At 30.2% G+C, this 21,169-nt stretch carries 14 protein-coding genes, 3 tRNA genes and 1 other RNA gene; 10 read left to right on the top strand and 8 right to left on the bottom strand.

The window, feature by feature from the left end; translation table 4 throughout:
* Nucleotides 1–153 precede the first annotated feature (153 nt).
* A tRNA-His gene (locus MYF_RS00605) sits at nt 154–229 on the top strand.
* Nucleotides 230–347: 118 nt separating this feature from the next.
* Here MYF_RS00605 and MYF_RS00600 read toward each other — a convergent pair.
* The 5 genes from MYF_RS00600 to MYF_RS00580 all read right to left on the bottom strand — a co-directional run bounded on the left by MYF_RS00600 (nt 348) and on the right by MYF_RS00580 (nt 6,112).
* Nucleotides 348–1,352: an alpha-ketoacid dehydrogenase subunit beta gene (locus MYF_RS00600; protein WP_002557595.1), complete on the bottom strand. Its 1,005-nt coding sequence runs from the start codon at nt 1,350–1,352 to the stop codon at nt 348–350.
* On the bottom strand, nt 1,352–2,476 hold the full coding sequence (gene pdhA, locus MYF_RS00595) for a pyruvate dehydrogenase (acetyl-transferring) E1 component subunit alpha (protein ID WP_002557594.1): 1,125 nt from the start codon (nt 2,474–2,476) through the stop codon (nt 1,352–1,354). The genes MYF_RS00600 and pdhA overlap by 1 nt, the downstream gene beginning before the upstream one ends.
* 201 nt (nt 2,477–2,677) lie before the next feature.
* A complete protein-coding gene (locus MYF_RS00590; protein WP_002557593.1) occupies nt 2,678–3,193 on the bottom strand; it encodes an adenine phosphoribosyltransferase in 516 nt (171 codons plus the stop codon).
* 26 nt (nt 3,194–3,219) lie between these two features.
* Nucleotides 3,220–4,794: an APC family permease gene (locus MYF_RS00585; protein WP_002557592.1), complete on the bottom strand. Its 1,575-nt coding sequence runs from the start codon at nt 4,792–4,794 to the stop codon at nt 3,220–3,222.
* 76 nt (nt 4,795–4,870) lie between these two features.
* Entirely contained in the window at nt 4,871–6,112 is a 1,242-nt protein-coding gene (locus tag MYF_RS00580) for a hypothetical protein (protein ID WP_002557591.1), read from the bottom strand.
* 222 nt (nt 6,113–6,334) lie between these two features.
* Between MYF_RS00580 and MYF_RS00575 the strand changes: the two genes are divergently transcribed.
* The 8 genes from MYF_RS00575 to MYF_RS00545 all read left to right on the top strand — a co-directional run bounded on the left by MYF_RS00575 (nt 6,335) and on the right by MYF_RS00545 (nt 17,223).
* Nucleotides 6,335–6,420: transfer RNA gene (locus tag MYF_RS00575), tRNA-Leu, on the top strand.
* 3 nt (nt 6,421–6,423) lie between these two features.
* Nucleotides 6,424–6,499: transfer RNA gene (locus MYF_RS00570), tRNA-Lys, on the top strand.
* Nucleotides 6,500–6,634: 135 nt separating this feature from the next.
* Entirely contained in the window at nt 6,635–7,603 is a 969-nt protein-coding gene (gene pfkA, locus MYF_RS00565) for a 6-phosphofructokinase (protein ID WP_002557590.1), read from the top strand.
* Nucleotides 7,604–7,622: 19 nt separating this feature from the next.
* Nucleotides 7,623–7,745: a hypothetical protein gene (locus MYF_RS03500; protein WP_255454454.1), complete on the top strand. Its 123-nt coding sequence runs from the start codon at nt 7,623–7,625 to the stop codon at nt 7,743–7,745.
* A gap of 253 nt (nt 7,746–7,998) precedes the next feature.
* Nucleotides 7,999–9,918, top strand: coding sequence for a DNA gyrase subunit B (locus tag MYF_RS00560; protein WP_002557589.1), 1,920 nt, complete (start codon nt 7,999–8,001; stop codon nt 9,916–9,918).
* A 266-nt stretch (nt 9,919–10,184) separates the two neighbouring features.
* Nucleotides 10,185–13,373 (top strand): P97 family adhesin, encoded by a 3,189-nt coding sequence (locus MYF_RS00555; protein WP_002557588.1) that lies wholly within the window; start codon nt 10,185–10,187, stop codon nt 13,371–13,373.
* Nucleotides 13,374–13,418: 45 nt separating this feature from the next.
* The gene (locus MYF_RS00550) at nt 13,419–16,625 is read left to right on the top strand and encodes a P110/LppT family adhesin N-terminal domain (protein WP_002557587.1); all 3,207 of its coding nucleotides are present in this window, start codon (nt 13,419–13,421) and stop codon (nt 16,623–16,625) included.
* A gap of 169 nt (nt 16,626–16,794) precedes the next feature.
* A complete protein-coding gene (locus MYF_RS00545) occupies nt 16,795–17,223 on the top strand; it encodes a DUF3899 domain-containing protein (protein ID WP_039387510.1) in 429 nt (142 codons plus the stop codon).
* A 53-nt stretch (nt 17,224–17,276) separates the two neighbouring features.
* Here the strand turns inward: MYF_RS00545 and rnpB are convergent.
* The 3 genes from rnpB to tpiA all read right to left on the bottom strand — a co-directional run bounded on the left by rnpB (nt 17,277) and on the right by tpiA (nt 18,933).
* An RNA gene (rnpB, locus tag MYF_RS03200) (RNase P RNA component class B) lies at nt 17,277–17,608 on the bottom strand.
* Between the two features lie 210 nt (nt 17,609–17,818).
* A complete protein-coding gene (gene rpsO / locus MYF_RS00540; RefSeq protein WP_002557585.1) occupies nt 17,819–18,085 on the bottom strand; it encodes a 30S ribosomal protein S15 in 267 nt (88 codons plus the stop codon).
* A 119-nt stretch (nt 18,086–18,204) separates the two neighbouring features.
* Complete coding sequence (gene tpiA / locus MYF_RS00535; protein ID WP_002557584.1) at nt 18,205–18,933, bottom strand: triose-phosphate isomerase; 729 nt, start codon at nt 18,931–18,933, stop codon at nt 18,205–18,207.
* Between the two features lie 152 nt (nt 18,934–19,085).
* Between tpiA and MYF_RS00530 the strand changes: the two genes are divergently transcribed.
* Nucleotides 19,086–21,164, top strand: coding sequence for an ATP-dependent Clp protease ATP-binding subunit (locus tag MYF_RS00530; protein ID WP_051054279.1), 2,079 nt, complete (start codon nt 19,086–19,088; stop codon nt 21,162–21,164).
* Nucleotides 21,165–21,169: the final 5 nt, after the last annotated feature.

Raw genomic sequence — 21,169 nt, 5'->3', positions numbered from 1 at the left:
TTTGCTAAATTTTACTTTTTTATTAATAAATTAAAAATTTGGCAAATTTATTTGATAAAATTTCAATAATTTGAATTTGGAACGCAAAAAATAAGTTTAATTTAGTACTAATTAAAACTTTTTATGTTATAATTAAGATATTTTGTTAACTTGGTGGATGTGGCGAAGTGGTTAACGCATCGGGTTGTGGTCCCGACATTCGCGGGTTCGAGCCCCGTCATCCGCCCCATTTCTCTGCTTAGGGTCCGCAACTCTAATTTATTTAAAAAATTAGAGTTTTTTAAAAATAAAAAAACATCCAGAAACTAAACCTTTGATTCTGAATGTTTTTTTGTCTAATTTTTAAACTATGATTCCATAATTTTACGTATTTTATCAATTATTTTTTCTTTGGTAATTGAATGGAAATTTTCTCCTTTTGCGAGTGGCACAGTGATATCATATCCAGTAAGACGGGTTGGCGCTGCTTCAAGATATTCAAATGCTTTTTCGTTAACGCGGGCAATTATTTCAGCTGAAACTGAAAATGATTTAACTGCTTCGTGAACTATTAAAATTCTTCCGGTTTTTTTAACAGATTCAATGATTGTTTCTGTATCAAGGGGTTTAATTGTTCTTAAATCAATTAGTTCAACATCAACTTCCTCAAGTCCTGGGGTTGATGAAAGTTGTTTAATTGCGGCGATTGCCTCATGCACTTGAGCCCCATAACTAACAAGCGTCAAATCCGAACCTTCTTTAATAACGCTTGCTTTGCCTATCGGAACTTCGTAGATTCCGGCAGGCACTTCTTGTTTAAAAGCACGATAGATTTTTTTTGGTTCAAGAAAAACAACCGGATCTGGATCATTAATTGCAGAAATTAAAAGTCCTTTTGTATCATAAGGAGTTGAGGGCATTACCACTTTTAGACCAGGAATATGCGCATAAAGCGCCTCAATTGCTTCGGAATGATGTTCAAGAGCGCGAACCCCTCCTGCCATTGGCATTCGCATTACCATTGGAACACTAAAACGCCCACGGGAGCGATTACGATAACGCGCCGCGTGCACAAAAAGTTGTTGAAAAGCTGGAAAAGAAAATCCTTGAAATTGCATTTCAATTACCGGACGAAGCCCAGCAAGCGCAGCCCCGATAGCAACTCCACAAATTGAGGCCTCAGCAATTGGCGAATCTCATACACGCTCAATTCCATATTTTTTTTGTAAACCTTCAGTTGCGCGGAAAACCCCGCCTTCAAAACCAGCATCTTGCCCTCATAGAACAACACGGGGATCTTTTTCCATCATTAAATCAAGAGCATTTGTGACTGCGCCAATGTTGTTAAGAGCAATTTTGTCTGAATTTGCCATTATTTTACTCCTTTAAAAAACTCAAGTGCTTCTTTTTTTTGTTCTGCAAGTTCAGGTGGTAATTCACTATAGGTATAATCAAAAATGTCATCAATTGTTGATTCAAGTCCTACAAGCGATTTTTCATAGGTTTCTTTTACAATTAAAAGTGCCCTATCCCAAATTTGCTGTTTTTCTTGAGGATTCAGTATTCCGCGATCGAACATGAATTTTTCAATTCGGTGCATTGGTTCCCATTTTTCATTTTCTTTTTCTTCTTCTTCAGTACGATAAATTCTTGGATTATCAGAAGAGGTATGAACGCCTTGCCGTCAAGTCACAAACTCAACAAGTACAGGACCATTTCCAGAACGGGCATAATCTACAGCTTCTTTGATTACTTCATAAGATGCTAAAAGATCATTTCCATCAACACGAAGCCCAGGAATTCCTGCTGCCATTGCTTTTGCCGCAATTGTTGGTGCGCCATTTTCATATTTATTTGGAGTTGAGATTGCTCATTGATTATTATTAACACAAAAAACAACAGGTCATTTTCAAATGCTTGCAACATTAAGCGCTTCATAGAATTCGCCTTCAGCAGTCCCGCCATTTCCTATGAAACTCATTGCCACAATTTTTTTCCCTGTTAGTTTTGCTGCATAAGCAATTCCAGCAGCATGAGAAAACTGAGTGCCAATTGGAATATTAATTGGCAAAACATTAACATTTTCAGGAATTATATTTCCTTTTTCACTACCATTTCAATATTGCATTTGCCTAATCATTGGCACGCCAAGATATAACATTGTTGCATTTGAACGAAAAGCCGGAACAAATCAATCATCTTTTGTAAGCGCCATTCCAGAGGCAACTTGAAGAGCTTCTTCACCAAAATTAGGAGCAAAAGTTAACATTCTGCCTTGACGTTGTAATTGTGTCATATATGTATCTTGTTGGCGAGATAATACCATAAATTCATAGGCTTTTTTAATTTCTTGGCTTGTTAATCGGATATCTTTTTTCTCATCAAGCAGCCCAAAAACTGTTGAATGCAAAAGATTACCTTCAATATCAAGAAAACGAATCATTTCTGCATCATTTGCCATAATTTGGCCTGCTTTTACATAGCGCAATTTGTCCATATATCTCCTTTTTATAATTTCTACATAGTTTATTATAAAATTCAAGAAAAACGATAAAAAACTTCACTTGAACTTAAAAAATAAATTTACAAGTAGTGTTATATTATTATATTATAATAAATATATTATTTAGACAAAAAAGTTCTGACTAATAAAAAATAAATAGTCAGAACTTTTTGAAATAGGAAATTTTTAAAAAGTTTAGCTTATTTTGATCAAAGAAGTAACATCGTAATTTTGAAGATTTTTACGACCTTGTAATTTTTCAAGTTCAATTAAGAAAATGATTTTAGAAACAGTTGCTCCAGCTCTTTCGATCATTTTGGTGATTGCTTTTACAGTTCCTCCAGTTGCTAGCACATCATCAACAATCGCTACTTTTTGCCCAGGTTTTATCATTCCTACTTGAACTTCTAGAATTGCTGAACCATATTCTAATTCATAAGCAAATTCCTCAACTTCACCAGGTAATTTGCCAGCTTTTCTGACCATTACAAATGGTTTTGAAAGAAACGCGGCAGTTGGCGTTCCAAATAAAAAGCCTCTTGCATCAGGCCCTACAATTATGTCAACATCTTTTGCCAGCGAGGCCATTTCAACAATTGCATAATTCAATGCTTTTCCATCAGCAAGTAATGGGGAGATATCCTTAAAACTAATTCCTTTTTTAGGGAAATCTTCAACAGTTCGAATATATTTTTCTAAGTTAATTTTCATAACTTTCTTATATTGTAAACTATTTTTTATTTTTTTAGGAATATTCTTAATTTTTTTTGCGCTCAGCAACAAATTAACGGAAAACTAGGAACTAAAATAAATAATAAAAGTACAACCACCTTTGTTATTCTGGTTTTTAAGATTTGGTCAAAATCATAAATTTGCGGTTTATATAAAGAAATTAAAATTAAATCAATAACTGGTGTAAAAAGTGCAAAAATTAATACTATACTAATAAAAATTACAGAAATATAAGCAAAAAAGAGAAAATATTTTTGCTTTTGAACAGGAATTTTCTGAGTTTTACGGTTGCGAATACACCCATAAATTGCTGCCGCAATCAGTAAAAAACTAATTAAGGCAGCCCAATTTCCCGTAATATCGGCAAAGGAATATAAATTATTTAGTTTTTGCCCATAATTTCCATAACCTTGATCATCAAAGGCGAAAACTCCAATTAAAGTAAAAATAACTAGACAAATAATCGAAAATATACTTAAAAAAATAGTCGAAACTATCGGTTTGTTTAAATTTGTGAAATTTTTTCACTTTTTTAAAAGAGAAAACTCATTTCTTGTAATTAATTCTTCTAAAGCTCTTGGGCCTCATAAAGTAAAAATATTTATAATTCCTAGCAAACTAATTCCGATTAGTAAAAAAGTTGTCCCAAGAATTAATTTAATTGTTAGGCCTGATCAATTTAGTTCGTTTTTTGCAATTTGAATAAAAGATGAAATCGATCCGTCGCCAACAATTGAAGTTGCAATCGCAATAAAAAGGTAAATTATAGTTGTAATTCCGATACCAACCAAAATTGCAATCGGAGTTTTTTTTGGATTTTTCATTTCTGTTTGCAAACCTGCGGCAGTAAAAAACCCTTCATATGAAAAGAAAATCCCTGCCATTGAAACCAAAACTCCAACACCTGGCAAACTAGAAGAAATTGAAGCTCCTTTAGTTTTGATTTTTTCTAATGGTAAAAAAGTTATATTATTAGATAATTTATTTGAACCACCTTGAAAAAATAACACAAAACCGACAATTATTGTTACTAAAATTGGTAAAAATTTTGCAATTAGAAAAATTTTGTTATGAAATTCAGCAATTTTTGTATTCAAACCAATAACAAAAAAATAAATTGTAATTAAAATTGAGGCTGCAAGAACAATTATTCAATCAGAACTTATATTTCATTCGCTGGTTGATTCAAGCCGAAATGCCGCAATTGAATCCTGCAAAATTTGCATAAAATAAACTGGTAATACAAAATAGGTAAACGGAAGATAAAGATAAATTATAAAATTTTTAGAAATTTGAAAAAAAGACTCTGAATTAAAGACTTTATTTCAAATAATAATTGATAAATTTGACTTTTTAGTTGTTGATGAAATTTCAACAAGTGCAATTGCCATTGCCACGATTGAAAAACAAGCAATGATTCAATTTCCGATAGCAAGCGCAAGATTATAACCAGAATTTTCCAAAACTGATTTTGATTTAAAAAAAATTCCAGCTCCAATACTTGCGCCAAGCACAATCAAAAGCGCACCAAAAAAAGTAATTTTCTCGGCCCTTTTGTTTTTGTTAAATGCTTGTTCCATCTCATTTCCCTTAAAGCAAAATTAGCGGTTTAATTGTATCACATTTTTAAAAAAATGCTATAAATTAAAGGATAATTTAAATTATTGGAATAAAATATTTTTCAATAATTATTCGTTTTTTTTCACCCATAATAGAAAACGGCGATTCAAGATTATATTTCTTTAGTTTTTTCTTTAAATTTTTTGTAAAAAATTCGAAGAATTTGCTAAAAGCAAGTTGGTTGTTAACTCTAAGATTAATTTCGTTTTGAAAAACATAGTCGCTTTTTATTGAATAATGCAAAATAGGATCAAAAAAACTTGCCAAAAAATCAATGATTTTTTTCACATCTAATCTAAGAATTTGTGAATTTTTTTGCTTTAATTCTTCAAGACTCACTTTTTTTTCCACAATTTTTTGACTAATTTTTTCAATTTTTTTATAAGTTTCCTCATTTAATTTGTCTTTTTCTTGCAATTTTAGTTGTATGTTTTCTTTTTCTTTTTTTATTTCTAACCCAATTTTACTTTTTTGCTCTGAAAGGTTATTAATTTCGCTTGTTAGTTTTTGTTCCGTTTTTTTGGTTGCTTCCAGATTTATAACATAGTCAATGATCGCAATTATTATATTTTTTGTTATTTGTTGGGTAATTTCAATAAAATCTAAATGAAAACGCGCCATATTTAATTGAAAAATTAATTTAATTACAGGATTTCACTGTTTTTGCTCTTTTATAAAATTTTCTTCAATAAAAAGATATTTATTCTTTTTTTCTAAAAATTTTTTTAAATCTTTGTCTGATTCGAATAATTCTATTTGTTCTTTATAAAAAGATCTATCGCTTTCATCTTCAAAAACTGGTTGTTTTATTTTAATTTCCGATTTTTTTTGACTTATGTATTCTTTATCTTCATTGATTCCAAGATTAATTTTTGAATTTACAAGTTCAATTTTTCTTCGTAAATTCATAAATAGTTGTTCTTTTTTCTTAAATTCAACTTCAGCATCGAGGGTGTTAAAAAATTTTACCAAAACTTCTTCAAAACCAAAATATTCTTCTTCATTTATTTGACCCACTTTTAAATTTTCAATTTCTTCATATGTTAACATCCCAACAAATTTTGTTGCTGGTTTTTTCTGGCTTTTCGGGAGCCCTGTCATAACCGATTGAAAAACAAAAGATTTTTTATTTACTGATGTCACAGAATTTTTTGCTTTATTATAATTAGAATTCATATTAAGGTCAATTTGAAAACAACTAACCAACAAAAAAAAGGAGAAGAAAAAAACTGCCTTTAAAATGATACAAAATTTTGCTTTGCCGATCGTTTTTCCCATTTAACTAATTTAAAAATTTTGTAATTATTTAATAAAAAATAGTAAAACAAACTCAAATTTACTAATTTTTTCCTAAACTTAAAAAATTTTCGTAAATTTTTGTTAAAATGTATGCAGAAGTTATTTGGAAAAATTAAAACTTTTAAAATTAAAAATTGCTTCTGGTTTTTTATTTATGGTATAATTTTTTATGCTTTTAAAAAAATAAAAATTCATATAGCAGCTCGAGTGGTGGAATGGTAGACACAAAGGACTTAAAATCCTTTGGGAGTAATCCCGTGCTGGTTCGAGTCCAGTTTCGAGCACCAAATGCGCCCTTAGCTCAGCAGGTAGAGCAAATGACTTTTAATCATTGGGTCAGAGGTTCAAATCCTCTAGGGCGTACCATTTCAAATTTATTTTGTCCAATTCAATTAAAATTTATAAATATAAAAAAAATTATTTAAATAAAATAATAATAATAATAATAATAATAATAATAATAATAATAATAATAATAATAATAATAATAAAGAGTTTAAAATGACAAAAAAAATTGCAATATTAACTTCAGGTGGCGACTCACCTGGAATGAATTCTGCTATCAGTTTTCTTGTAAAATCCGCACTAAGTTTAGGGTTTGAACCTTATTTGATTTTTGATGGTTATTCAGGAATAATCTCAAAAAAAATAATGCCAGCAACTAAATTTCCTTATAATGGTATTGCAAGTTTTGGTGGGACTGCTATTGGGTCTACCCGTTTTCCTGAATTTAAAAATGAAGAAATACAACTTCTAGCAGCTAAAAATTTAAAAGAACTTGGCATTAGCTCATTAATTGTGATTGGAGGCGATGGAACTTACAATGGTGGTTATAAAATGCATTTGCAAGGGATAAATGTCATTGCACTACCTGGAACAATTGATAATGATATTGAATTTACAGATTATACAATTGGATTTGACACCGCATTAAATACAATTATTGAAACTGTTGATAAGTTGCGTGATACTGCAAATTCTCACCGTCGTTGTTTTGTAGTGGAAGTTATGGGACGATATTGTCAAGATTTGGCCTTATATTCCGCAATGGCAACAGGTAGTGAAATTTTAATCACACACACTAACATTTTAACGCCCGAACAAGTAAGTCAAATGGTTTTAGAACAATTTAAAAAAGGCAAACCAAGTGTAATAATTACAGTAACTGAAAATATTTTGCCAAATCTAAAAGAATTTGTTGCTAGAATCGAAGAGCTAACAAAAATCACAACCAAAGGATTGGAAATTGGCCATCCTCAACGTGGTGGAAGACCTTCAGCATTTGACCGAATTTTAGCAGCAAAAATGGCAATGAAAGCAATTGAATTAATTAACCAAGGCAAATCAGGGCTTGCAATTGGAATTTTGGATGGAAAAATTCAGGCCAGAGATATAACAGAAGTTGTTTCGATTCAAAGCAAAAAAACCAACGAATTAGTAATTAAACTTAATACAATAAACCAAAATTAGTTTTGAAAGGATAAGACCGATGCGTAAAATTAGAAAGTTACAAATGGCAAAAAGACGCGAGTTAAGACGACTTAAAACATCCAAAGCGGCTAAAAAAGCCAATGCAAAACTTAAAATATTAGTAGAACAACAATTAAACTAATTTTTTTTTTTTTTTTTTTTAGTTATAAGACTTAAAGCCAAAAATATTCCGTATTTTATAGAGTTTTTTAACTTTTTAATTAAATCTTAAGAACTAAAAAAAAATTAAAATTTTAAATATACTAAAAATCCAAAAGATGCTTTAATTTAGAAGTTTCTTTTGGATTTTAATTTAAAAAAAATCTACAAATTAATGGTGTATTTTTAAATCTTATGTTATAATTTAAAACCATAAATCATTGGAGAAATTATTAATGTCAAAAGATTATCAAGCCGAAAATATCGTTGTTTTGGAAGGTTTAGAAGCGGTTCGTAAACGCCCAGGAATGTATATCGGTGGCACAGGCATAAATGAATTACATCATTTAGTCTGGGAAATTGTTGACAATGCTGTTGATGAAGCCCTTGCTGGTTTTGCATCCAAAATTAAAATTACAATTTTGGATGATTTTAAAATCAGCATCGAAGATAATGGCCGAGGAATTCCAGTAGGAAAACACCCAAAATACGATGTTTCTGCAGCTGAAGTTGTTTTTACAGTTTTACATGCTGGTGGAAAATTTGACGGAAAATCATATAAAGTATCTGGTGGACTTCACGGAGTTGGCGCTTCAGTTGTTAATGGCCTTGCCAAAGAATTGGAAGTTTTTATTAAACGTGAAGGTAAAATCTGATATCAAAAATTCACAGATGGTGGTCAAAAAACCGACGATTTAAAAGCAATTTCTAATTTAGACAGCAATGAAACTGGCACTAAAATTATTTTCAGCCCTGACTTTCAAATTCTTGAAGAAAATAGTTTCCAACTTTTAACAATTATCAGCCGCATTAAAAATACAGCTTATTTAACTCGCGGTATCAAATTTGTAGTTAGCGATAATCGGAGCAATTTTAGTCAAAGCTTTTGTTTTGATGGTGGAATTCGTGATTATGTTGTTGAATTAAGTAAAAATTTTAAAAAAATAACAGATACAATTATTTATGCAGAAAACGAGTATAAACATAATAATGACATAATCAAAGTCGAATTTGCACTAAACTATGTCGAAGAAGATTACTGCCAAATTAAAGCTTATACAAATAATATTCATAACCCTGAAGGCGGAAGTCACGAAAATGGCCTATACGATGCGCTTTTGCGCATTTTGAATAATTACGCTCTTAAAAACAAATTTATTAAATCAGAAACTGATAAATTTTTAAAACAAGATATAAAAGATGGTCTTATTGCAATAGTTTCGATAAAACACTCAAATCCAATTTTTGAGGGCCAAACCAAAGGAAAACTAACCAATAAAGAAGTGCGCCAATATGTTAATAAATCTTTTAGCGAGGTTTTTGAGCGTTATTTAGCAGAAAATCCCGATGATGCCCTTAAAATCATCAAACGGAATCTTCTTGCCCAAAAAGCTGCCCGCGCTGCTAAATCAGCACGTGAAGCTGTAAAGCGTAAATCAATTTTTGATATTGGCACACTTCCAGGAAAACTTGCTGATTGTTCGGTAAAAAATCCACAAATTGCTGAACTTTATATAGTAGAAGGAAATTCTGCTGGCGGAAGCGCAAAAATGGGTCGTGACCGTCATTTTCAAGCAATTTTGCCTTTAAGGGGGAAAGTAATTAACTCTCAACGTTTTCAATTAGAAAAGGTTTTGCGTAACGAAGAAATTCTTTCGATGATAACTGCTTTTGGAACTGGTGTGGGTCCTGAATTTGACATTAACAAAATTCGCTATCAAAAAATTATTATAATGACTGATGCTGATTCTGACGGTTCACATATTCGCTCACTTTTACTTACATTTTTATTTCGTTATTTTAAAAAATTGATTGAATTTGGTTTTGTCTACATTGCAATTCCGCCACTTTATAAGATTTCCCAGAACAAAAAAATTCATTATGCTTATAATGAAGTTGAAAAAGAGAAAATTTTAGCAGAAATTGTTAAGGAAAATTCCAAATTTGCCATTCAAAGATACAAAGGATTAGGAGAAATGAATCCTGAACAACTTTGAGAAACAACAATGAACCCTAAATCAAGAAGAATGTCGCAAGTGCAAATTCATGATGCTGAACAGGTCAGCCAAGTTTTTGACTCATTAATGGGGATTGATGTCAGCTTGCGGAAAATTTTCATCGAAGAAAATGCCCAATATGCCAAAATTGATATCTAAATTTAAAAAAATTAAAATGAATAAATTGTGCCAAATTTTTCCAAAAAAAGGCAAAAAAACAAAATAAAAAATTCTTTTGCCTTTTTTTTTTTTTTTTTTTTAGACAAAAAAAGTTGGTATAATTTTAAATGTGCAAACCAAATAAATTATTTACTTTTAGCTATTCTTATTAGAATTTAATTCAATAAGCTAGTTATTTTGTTATCTTATTTTTTAAGAAATAAGTAAAAAATTTATTTTTAAATTTAGGAGTTTAATAAATATATATGAATAAATTGCTAAAATCAAAAACATTTAAAATTGGTTTGGTAAGCGGAATTATTGGCGCTGGAGTTTTTGGTTTAACTGTTTGGCTTAGCTCAACTGCTAAATACAAGGCAGAAAACCCACGAAAACAAGCAAATGATTTTGCATCTAGAATCTCCAATTTGGCTTTCAGTCTTAATGCTTTTGATCCAAACTCTGATTATAATACAATAAAATCTTTGCTTCTAGATTCTAATAATCAAATTAAAAATAGCGAAAGCGCACTTGGATCCTTTTCTTTTTTCACAAAAACAAACGATAAATTAGAAAAAATCAATTTTGAAGATCCTGAGTATGTTGATGCAAAAATTAGTTTTCACATTATTGAAATTAACCCAAATGATGAAAATCAGAATTTTAATGTTAAATTTCAAGTATATCAAGAACTTGAAAATGGAGATATTGCAAAATCTGATATTTACGAACAAACAGTTTCTTTTGCAAAACAGTCAAATCTTTTAGTTGCCGAATTTAATTTTTCTCTTAAAAAAATTACTGAAAAACTTAATACAACAATTCAAAATTTGCTAGCAACAACAACTACAAATTTTGCCGATGAGCAAACTCAAAATAACAAAACACCAAAACCAAGTCAAAAAGATCCTTCGACTTTGCGTGCGCAGGATTTTCAAAAAGATTTAAACAATGTACGAAATTCCCAAGAACTAACTCAAAAACTTGCAACTTATTTCCCTGCTTTAGATAATTTAATTAATAAATTAGATAACTCACAAGATAATAAATTGCCGGATAATTCTGGTAATATTTTTGAATTTAGCTTTGCAAAAGATAAAATTACTGGTCAATTTGTTAGTGTCCAAAATCAAATTCCATCACTATTTTTAAAAGCAGATTTAACATATGAAGCCCGTGATTTAGTGGGCGTAAACATCGATTTTAAACCAATAATTAACTCACTAAGATTACAAAAAAGGGATAATAGTTCATATTTTTTAGATTTAAACGATTTTATCGATAATTTAACACTAAAAGATGTTACAAAAACTGATTTTAATGACAAAGGGCAACAAAAATCTGCCTACGAATTTCTTGCAGAAATTAAATCTGGTTATTTTACTGATAATGCAGCCCGTTCAGAACAAAGAAAAACTGATATTAACGCTTTATTAAAAAATAAAGTTAGTTTTAGTTTTGGTAAATTTGATAGCAAATTTAAAGATCGTGCTAATTCAGAGAGTCTTGAATACTTACTTGATGTTTTAAAAGCAAACATTGACCCAACTGATAAAACCGCAATTTTAATTCCATATACAGCTTCTGTAAATGATAATTTTTTCTTCAATTTAAATTTATCACAAAAAACTGCAACAAAAGAAGGCGTTTTAAAATTAAGCGGGTTTAAACAAGTCACTGAACTCCCAAAAATAAATCAAGAGATTTATAAAACTGCCTTTTTGCCTTTTTTAGAAAAAGGCAAAGAAAAACAAGAACTTTTTGCATATGGCGGGGATATAAAACGCTCAGGAACACCAATTGCGCAAGTTGAAGCAGATGCACTTTTTAAAGAAAAAAAAGTAAATGATATTCAAAAAGTTCTTAGTGATAATTATGATTATGATTTTGGACCTTATCTTTCTTTAATTAATGCCTGAACAGGAAAACTTAAACAACCAAAACTTACTGATATTAAAAAATTAGTAAAAGATGAATCGGAATCAACTGCTCAAAAAAATGTAGCAACAATTCTTTCGCGCGATTATTTCCGAGATGGTCACCAAGTTGCTAATTTTTACCAGGATTTGCTAACTAAAGATAAAATTACACTATTAGAAACACTTTTTGAATTAGCGAAAGGATGGGGATTAAAAACCGAATATGCAAATCTACCTTATTCAATAAAATCCGCTAAAAATATTTTCGCTGAAGCGGATAAAATCAATTTTGTTGGCTGAAAAAACGGAAACAGGAAAATTAAAAAACTTTCTTTTAACAATATTTGAAACGATGAAAGCGGAATTGGATTTTATGGAACTTTAGTGCTTCCAAAAAGTATAAAAGATAAATTAAAAGGTGATGATACTGCGATTTTTGCGGAATTAAAAAAACATTCTTTAATTAAAAACGAAAGTTTAAGCGTTCTCGACAAAACAACCGGGTCACAACAAGCAGTCTCAATGACAACTAATAGTAGTAATGAAAAACTGACAGAAGGCGAAGAATTTAATAACTTTGGTGATGTTCTCAAAGCTTTTTTCTTAAAAGCTGCGCAATTTAATAATTTTACCCCATGGGCCAAATTAGATGATAATATCTCATATTCTCTTACTCTTAATAATAACTCTACAAATACAAATAAAACAGAAATTGATAAAAAAATTCAAGAATTCAAAGCAAAAATAACACCTAATTCTAATTCTTCAAACCAGGGCAAAAAAGCTGAGGGAGCACCGAATCAAGGCAAAAAAGCTGAGGGGGCACCGAATCAAGGCAAAAAAGCTGAGGGGACTCAAAACCAAGGCAAAAAAGCTGAAGGTTCTTCAAACCAGGGCAAAAAAGAAGAAGAAAAATACCTTTCAGTTTCCTTTAGTTTTGATCTTAAATACAACAATGAGTCAAAATTAAGTCTAAAAACTCCCGAATTAAAAATGTTCTTGGAATTAGAATCAAACGAAATATATGAGAAAACCAAGGCAATTAAAGAACTAGATAGTGTTGTTATCAAATTACAAAATGAATTTCACGAAACTAGCCTAGATAATAGTTCATATTCTTCTCTTCAATTTCCAAAAAAAGCTGAAGGTTCTTCAAACCAGGGCAAAAAAGCTGAGGGAACACCGAATCAAGAAAATGATAATAAACTAACATCTTTTCTTCCTGAGCTTGGGAAAAAAGTTGACGAATATCTTAAAAAACATTATCCGGACAAAAAATACCAGACTGAAGTTGATAACGTTTTAGAATCTAATGATAGTACAAAAACACTTGACTTTGTGCTAGTAAAAGCTAATGAAAATGAAAAAGCTGAGGGTTCTTCAAACCAAGGCAAAAAAGCTGAAGGGGCACAAAACCAAGGCAAAAAAGCTGAGGGGGCACAAAACCAAGGCAAACAAGCTGAGGGAGCACAAAGATCAACTTTGAAAGTGAGAATTACGGTTAGAAAAACTGCCAATAACGCCACACACAAATAAAAATAAGCAATAAAAAACTAAAAATGGAGGTATCTATTTAAAATCATGAAAAAGCCAAAACATTATCGAAAACCCGTTTGACTAATTGCAACTATTGCTGCTACCACACTTGGTCTAAGCGCAATTGTTGGAATTGCAGTTGGAATAAAATCTTATAATAACTCTTATTATTCAGTATTAAACCAAACGCCTGCGCAACACAAAGTTGCTAACAATGCCAAAATTACAAACGAGCAATTTAATTCCGTTGTTGACAATCTTAAAATTAAATCAAATTTTGCAAACCTTTCTGCAAAAGCGGCTTTAAATGTTGTAAAAAACGACCTATATCGTTTTGATCTTACATCCGCTTTTGACTTTGGTATTCTTAAAACTAATAATTATCAAATTAGTTTTGACTTTGAAAAAGCGGTTGCCGAAGGGACTACAATTAAAAATGTTGTAGTTTTTGCCAAATCTGAAAACGATCATATAACTTATTCAAAACAAATTGAACTAAAAGGATTTTCTGCAACCGAGCAAGCAGACACTAGTCTAACAACATTCCAAATTGAAGAGACCAAATCTTTTGTTGACCTTAAAAGATCAAATCTAACAATTGCCGAATTCAAAAACGCGCTACAGCAAAACTTTAAAAAATTCGGTGGTAGTGCCGCGCAAAATTCTTATCTTAGATTAGAACAGGCATTAATTGCAACAAATGCGAGTTTATCGCTTTATAATTCGCTCGAAGCACCCGTATTTTTAGATGAAAATTATAAATTAGAAGCTGTTCTTACTGAACAAAATGAATTAAGTCTTGCTGAAAAAGATGAAAAATTATATTTAGAACTTAATTTAGTGGAGAAAACCTCTAAGAAAACTACAAAAGTAAAACTTGAAGTTCGCGGACTTGTATCAAATCAAGAAATTCGAAGTATTCTAAAAACTTATTTTGAAAAAAATCTTGAAAATAAGCTGACAATCAAAACCGAATTAGAAAAAGCGTTACTCGAAGATAAAATTAGTCTTAGTGAATTCTACTACGGAAACCCACAGACAAAAACTAAAACTGAAGCGGCAATAAAAAACAAGAAATTTGAAGAACTTTTTGACTTAAAACAAAAAGAATTTCTAGTTGATACAAAATTTGGCAGCTACAAAGTTAGCCTAAGCCCAAAAGTTTTGGACCAAAATAAAGTGGTGCAAGCCGATAAGACAAAACTAGTTAATACTAAAAAAGTTCGTTTTGAATTTGAAGTTAATGTAAATCCAGAAAAAAATTCCAAAATTTCTATTCTAAATAAAGATTCAATTTTAGTCGATCTAAATATTGATTTAAATGAATATGAAAAAGCTTTAACTCAAATTTTTGGCACTGTTAGTTCAGTTCAGGAATTTTCAATGCCTGATGATAAATCATCCAAAAATCTATCTACAAACGAAATTAAAGCGGTAATTGATAGCCTTTTTGAGCTAGCAAAGAATAAAGAGAATTTAGCAAACCCTTCTGATGAAGTAGTCACTAAAATTTATTTACTCGATTATGGACGATATCCTAATGATCAAGAAAAAGCAACCGCAAAAGAAGAACTAAAAAAACTAGTTAAAACTCAAAGCGATGCAAAGCCAACAAATCCGAGCTCTTCTTCTAATTCAACCCAGGCGGCGGCCCCGGTAAAACCAGCTTCAGATAATAAAAATGCTACAACAACTCGAAGTACAAAAGTTTCAGTTAGCACTTTTGCAGAAGAAACAAAAACTCCAACTCCAGCAAGTCCAAAAGAGACGCAAAAAAAATTAGGGACTAGCATCTGAAAAACAATTAATGCTCCCCAAATTTATAATCTAAATGATGTTGAAACACAATATAAAATCGAAACTGATAATGATAAATTAATTTTTAATCTTGAACTAGTTTCTAAAACTGATAAAACTATTTTATCAAGTTCAAAATTAGTGGTTACAAACGTTATTATCTCGGAGAAATCTGCCTATGACGAAATTAAAAAATATAATCCAAAGTTTTTTCTTGATACAATAAGTACCAAAGCTAATGAGCAAAAGCCAAGCAATATCGAAATTTCAGATCCAAATAAAAAATTTAGTTTTAAAACCGAAGGTGGTAAAAAATCTCTTGAAGGGTTAGAACTAACAAAACCGCTGAAATGGGTAAATAATGAAAGCAACGAGAAAAAAGTCCAAGCTGTACAAAGTAAAGAAACCGAAGTAGTACAACCCCAAGAAAAACCCAAATCTCGTCTTGATTCTGGAGTTATTTATTTAGCTTTTAGGGCAAAAAATATCGGTGATTGAAACACTCATTACCTCTTAGCAGATAAAGAAGGGAAAGGTATTTTTATTAAAAAATATACCTTAAATGATAAACAACAACAGCAGCAACAGCAGCAACAGCAACAACAACAGCAGCAGCAGCAACAGAAAAATAATAACGGACAAAAAACCTTTTACGCTATTGGAATGGATTACAAACAGTTAAGTGGGTATATTTCAATGAAAGCCGCAATTGGCAAAAAAAATGAGCATAAGACTTTGTCATGACTCCAATTTTTAGGTTCAAGTAACAAAAATAATCCAAAAGTCCTTGACCAACAACAAGTTCTTTTAACTTCTGGCTACCCACGAAATGGGCAGGGCAAAAATTGAACAAGTGCAATCCAGAATCCGGAACACAATTCAATATTACTACAAGGGGTAGTAAACCATCAAGAAAAAGCCGGTATTCGTCTAGCCGCTGTGCATTTATCAAAAGAAAATACAAAAACACAACAAAACCCTAAATGGCATGATAAAACTAATAATGTGTATTTTAAACAGGAATTCCAAATCACTAATAAACCCGCCGAGCAAAATAATGATAACTTGCCTTTTTTAGTTGAAAACGGTCAGGATATTTTACTTGAAATTGTTAAAACCCCTTATTCAATAAAAACAACACTTTATTCTTCGGCTGCAAATGACCCTAAAAATTATAAAGAAGTTGGTGTGGTAGTTTATAATATAGATGAGCTGGGTGCTTGGGCTCCATTTCCTAACTTCTTTAATTTAGACTGATATCAAATTGGGGGGGGTCAGAATCCTGGTGCTACCACCCAAGGAACTAATAATACTCAACAACAAAATCCCGAAAAACCTGCAATTGCACTAAAGGCTTTTGCGGTATTTGAAGGGCCAGAATATACTCAAGGAAGTTACGCACAAAACCGCAAAGATATTGCGGAAGCATTTATTAATGCTTATATTAAAAGATAAAATATAATTATTTTAATTTAATAAAAAAACAAAACCAATATAAAAACCGGTTTTGTTTTTTTATGAATACTAAATTGGTTAATCTTTATCTAAAATAGAAATCAATACAAATTTTTAATATATAATTTGTTCTAGAAAAGTTATTTTTAAATTAACTTTGGCAGTTTTTATGAAATCTAATTTATCAATTTTTTTTAGCGCAATCTTTCGGCGTAAAATACAGAAAAGATCAATTTTAGCACTTTTTTTCTGAATGGTTTTTTTATTAATAATTACTATTGTAATTATTTTTGTTCAAAAAAAACCCTGATATGATGCACTTTCTATTAGTGGTCTTTTGGCAATTTCGATTTCAGCGATTGCCACCGCCTTAAGACTTGGATTGTTTAGTAATTTTTCTCTTTCTTACCATAAGTGGAGAATTAATGCTCAAAATCGAATATTAGAAAAACGCGGGTTTAAACCAGAAAAACAAGAAATTAACTATGCTTTTATTAAAAAAAAGCAAAAGCACCTTTCCCTATTACCAATTTTTTTAGGATTCTTAATCGGTTTTTTACTTTTAATTATTTGCTTGCCTTTTTTGATTAAAAATTAAATGGGGAATTTTTTCGAAAAATAAAAAAAACAGCGTTTTTACGCTGTTTTTGCACTAATAAGCCGCGTTCTGTATCAGTCAATCATTTATCTAAGTTTTTCTTTTAATAATAACCTTATCAAAAAACTTCCCAATCGAAGTTTTTTTTCTTCAAATTGGGCTCCCTTACCAAAATTTAGGTTTCTAGCTCATGGAGTTTACCGCGTTTCACCTTATTTATTAAGAAAAAAATTGTAATTCTCAATATAGAAAAAGAAGAATTTAATAAATAAGCTCGTCTCTGTGGCACTTGTCGTCTAAGCTTGGGTTTATTAGACCCAACATGAACACTACTACCATCACAGGTAGTGCTAGCGCGGACTTTCCTCAAATATTAATCAAAATATAATTTATATTTATAAAATAATATTTTGATTATACCTGCGATTGACTTGTGCAACAACTAATTATACAATATTTATTTAATTTTTTGTATTAAAAAAATTCGAATTAAAAATCAAAATTTTGTGACTTATTTTTTTGCTTTTCTTAACTTATTTTAACAACATTAGAAAATTAATAAAAATAGTTTTTTGGTAGTTTATTATATAAAAATTTATTTTCTAATATTTAATGCTTCAATTGTTTCTTTATAAGAAGCAAAATTCTTTTCTTTTAAATAATTTAAAAGCTTTTTTCTTTTATTAACTTTTGCAATAAAACCACGCATTGAGTGTTTATCTTTTTTATTTTTTTCAAAGTGCAATTTCAATTTCTCAATATCTTCAGTTAAAAGTGCAATTTGGACACTAATATCACCAGTATTTTTTTCGCTTTTTCCAAATCTTGTAATTATTTCCGCTTTTTTTGCTTTTGTGATCATATTTTAACCCTTTAAAAAAATTAAACATAAAAATTTAAACCTAGTAATAATCCACGAAACTATTAAAACCAAGCATAAATTCAAATATTCATAATTATACAATAAAAATAAAAACCAAATTAAATATTTGCTAAAATTTTAACAAATTCCTCTGGATCAAGTGAAGCCTTACCGACAAGCGCGCCGTCGATATTTTTTTGCAATAGTAATTCATTAATGTTTTTTGAATTAACAGATCCACCATAAATTACGCGAATATTTTTACCAAAATTATTTTTAATTAACTTGCAAACTTGTTCCGCAATTTGAGCAGTGGCAGTTTTTCCTGTGCCAATTGCTCAAATTGGCTCATAGGCAATAATTGCTTTTTCAAAATTTAAAACACTTTTTACTTCATTTATTTGCCCAATAATTACTTTTTCTGTTTCATTTGCTTCAAATTCTGAAAGACTTTCACCAACGCAAAAAACAGGAATTAAATTATATTTTTGTGCTTGTAAAATTTTATTAGTCAAATCCTCTCCTATTTCCTTAAAAATTTCTCGTCTTTCAGAATGGCCAATTATAACATAATGAACCGCTAAATCCTGCAACATTTTGGCGCTAATTTCGCCAGTAAAAGCTCCTGAATCAAACTGACTAAGATTTTGTGCAGCCACTTTTAATTTATCAATTTTTGATGTTGAAATTAAAGCTAACGATGTAAAACTAGGCGCAATTGCAAAATCTAGATTATCTTTGATTTTGCCTAAATTTTTACTGTAAAAAATATCAAATTTTTGAATAAAATCACGTGTTTCATGCACAGTTTTATTCATTTTCCAATTTCCAATAATAATTTTTTTCATAATAATTAACTATTAATTATAACACTTTCTTAAAAGTTTAATTGACTAAAAACTTTTTTCAAATAAAAATATTTTTTTGGCACTCTTTAACTATAAGTGCCAAAAAATATGTTATAATTAATGAAAAATAAAAAATATAAAAAAGGGGAAAAATGAAAATAGAACTTGAAAATCTTGAAAAATATGCAAGAAATTTAACACAACTAGCAAAAGAAAACAAAATTGAACCCGTTATTGGCCGAGACTCTGAAATTAGACGGATAATTAAAATTTTATCAAGAAAAACAAAAAATAACCCTGTTTTAGTTGGCGAACCTGGTGTTGGAAAAACAGCAATAGTTGAAGGAATGGCGCTAAAAATTATTGCAAATCAGGTGCCAGACAATCTAAAAAACAAGCAAATTTTTGAACTTGATCTTACCTCGATTCTGGCTGGGGCTTCATTTAAAGGCGAATTTGAAAAACGCATTAAGACAATTTTACGAGAAATCGAAAAAAGCTCAGATGAGATTATTATTTTTATTGATGAAATCCACCTTTTAATTGGGACAGGATCTTCAGGTGCGGATTCACTAGATTTTGCCAATATTTTAAAACCAATTATGGCCCGCGGAGGAATTAAATTAATTGGCGCCACAACAAATTCTGAATATCAACTTTATATCGAAAAAGATGGCGCGCTTGAACGGAGAATGCAAAAAGTGGAAATTTTAGAACCTTCAGTTCTTGACACAATAAATATTCTAAGGGGAATTAAAGAAAGATTTGAAAATTTTCACCAAGTGAAAATCCATGATTCTGCACTTATTTTTGCTGCAAAAGCGGCGAATCGCTACATTTTTGACCGGTTTTTGCCAGATAAGGCGATCGACTTAGTCGATGAAGCTGCTGCTTCTTTAAAAGTGGAGATTAACTACCAACCAGAAAAACTTGAAAAAGCAAAGCGCGAATTAATTAATTTAAAAATGGAACAAATTAATGCACAAAACCAGGCTGATTTAGAACTTGAAAATAAAATTAAAACCCTTGAAAACCAAGTAAATGCAATGCAAAAAGAATGAGAAGATACAAAAAAATCAGCTGCAGAAATTGCGAAATTATCCCGCGAACTTGAAAAACTAAAATATGAACAAAATCAGCTAATGGACCAAGGAAACTATCAAGAAGCTGCGCAAATAAAGTATGTAAAAATTCCGAAAATTAACGAAAAATTGAATAATGCTAAAACTAAACAACAAGAAATTTCCAATGTTCTTGACGAAAATCATATTGCAAAAGTTGTTGCAAATTGAACTAAAATTCCTATTGAAAAACTTTTAGAATCTGAAATTGAAAAGTATTTAAACCTAGAAAAAAATTTAGCCTTATCAATTAAAGGGCAAAACCAGGCAATTAAGGCGGTTGCAAACGCAATCTTACGTTTTAAGGCAAAAATTAATGATGAATCAAGGCCGATTTCTTCATTTTTATTTTTAGGACCAACCGGTGTTGGAAAAACAGAACTATGTCGCGCCTTAGCGTTTAATTTATTTAATAATAAAAACCAAATAATCCGGCTTGATATGTCAGAATATATGGAAAAACACAGTGTGTCTAAACTAATTGGCGCTCCTCCTGGTTATATTGGATTTGAACAAGGAGGAATTTTGACAAATAAAGTACGCCAGAACCCTTATTCCATTGTCTTGCTTGACGAAATTGAAAAAGCTCATCCTGAAGTTATTAATATTTTTTTACAAATTCTTGATAATGGCGAATTATTAGATAGCAAATCAAGAAAAGTGAATTTTCGTAACACAATTATAATCCTAACCTCAAACATTGGGGCTAGGCAAATTCTTGAGGACAAAAAAATAGATGATTTTACAATCAAAAAGGAACTTTTAAAGTATTTAAAACCAGAATTTCTTAACCGTATTGATGAAATAATTGTATTTAACGCTTTAAATACTGATATAATCTGAGAAATTATTGATCTAGAATTGAACGATTTCAAAAAACGCTTGAAAGAAAATAATTTTATAATTGAATTCGATAAATCAATTAATGACTGAATTATTAAAACTGGTTATGATAAAAATTTTGGCGCTAGACCAATTAAAAGGTTTATCAAAAACCAAATTGAGAATTTTATTGCACAAAAAATTGTTTCAAAAGAATTAAAGAATAATAAAAAACATATCTTATATTTTGCAGAAAATAAAATGTTTTTAGAAAAGCACGAAAAATAAACTAT

The sequence above is a fragment of the Mesomycoplasma flocculare ATCC 27399 genome (genome assembly GCF_000815065.1).
Lineage (GTDB): Bacteria > Bacillota_I > Bacilli_A > Mycoplasmatales > Metamycoplasmataceae > Mesomycoplasma > Mesomycoplasma flocculare.
Note: the sequence above shows the minus strand (reverse complement) of the source record. Positions and strands in the feature narration are given on the sequence as shown.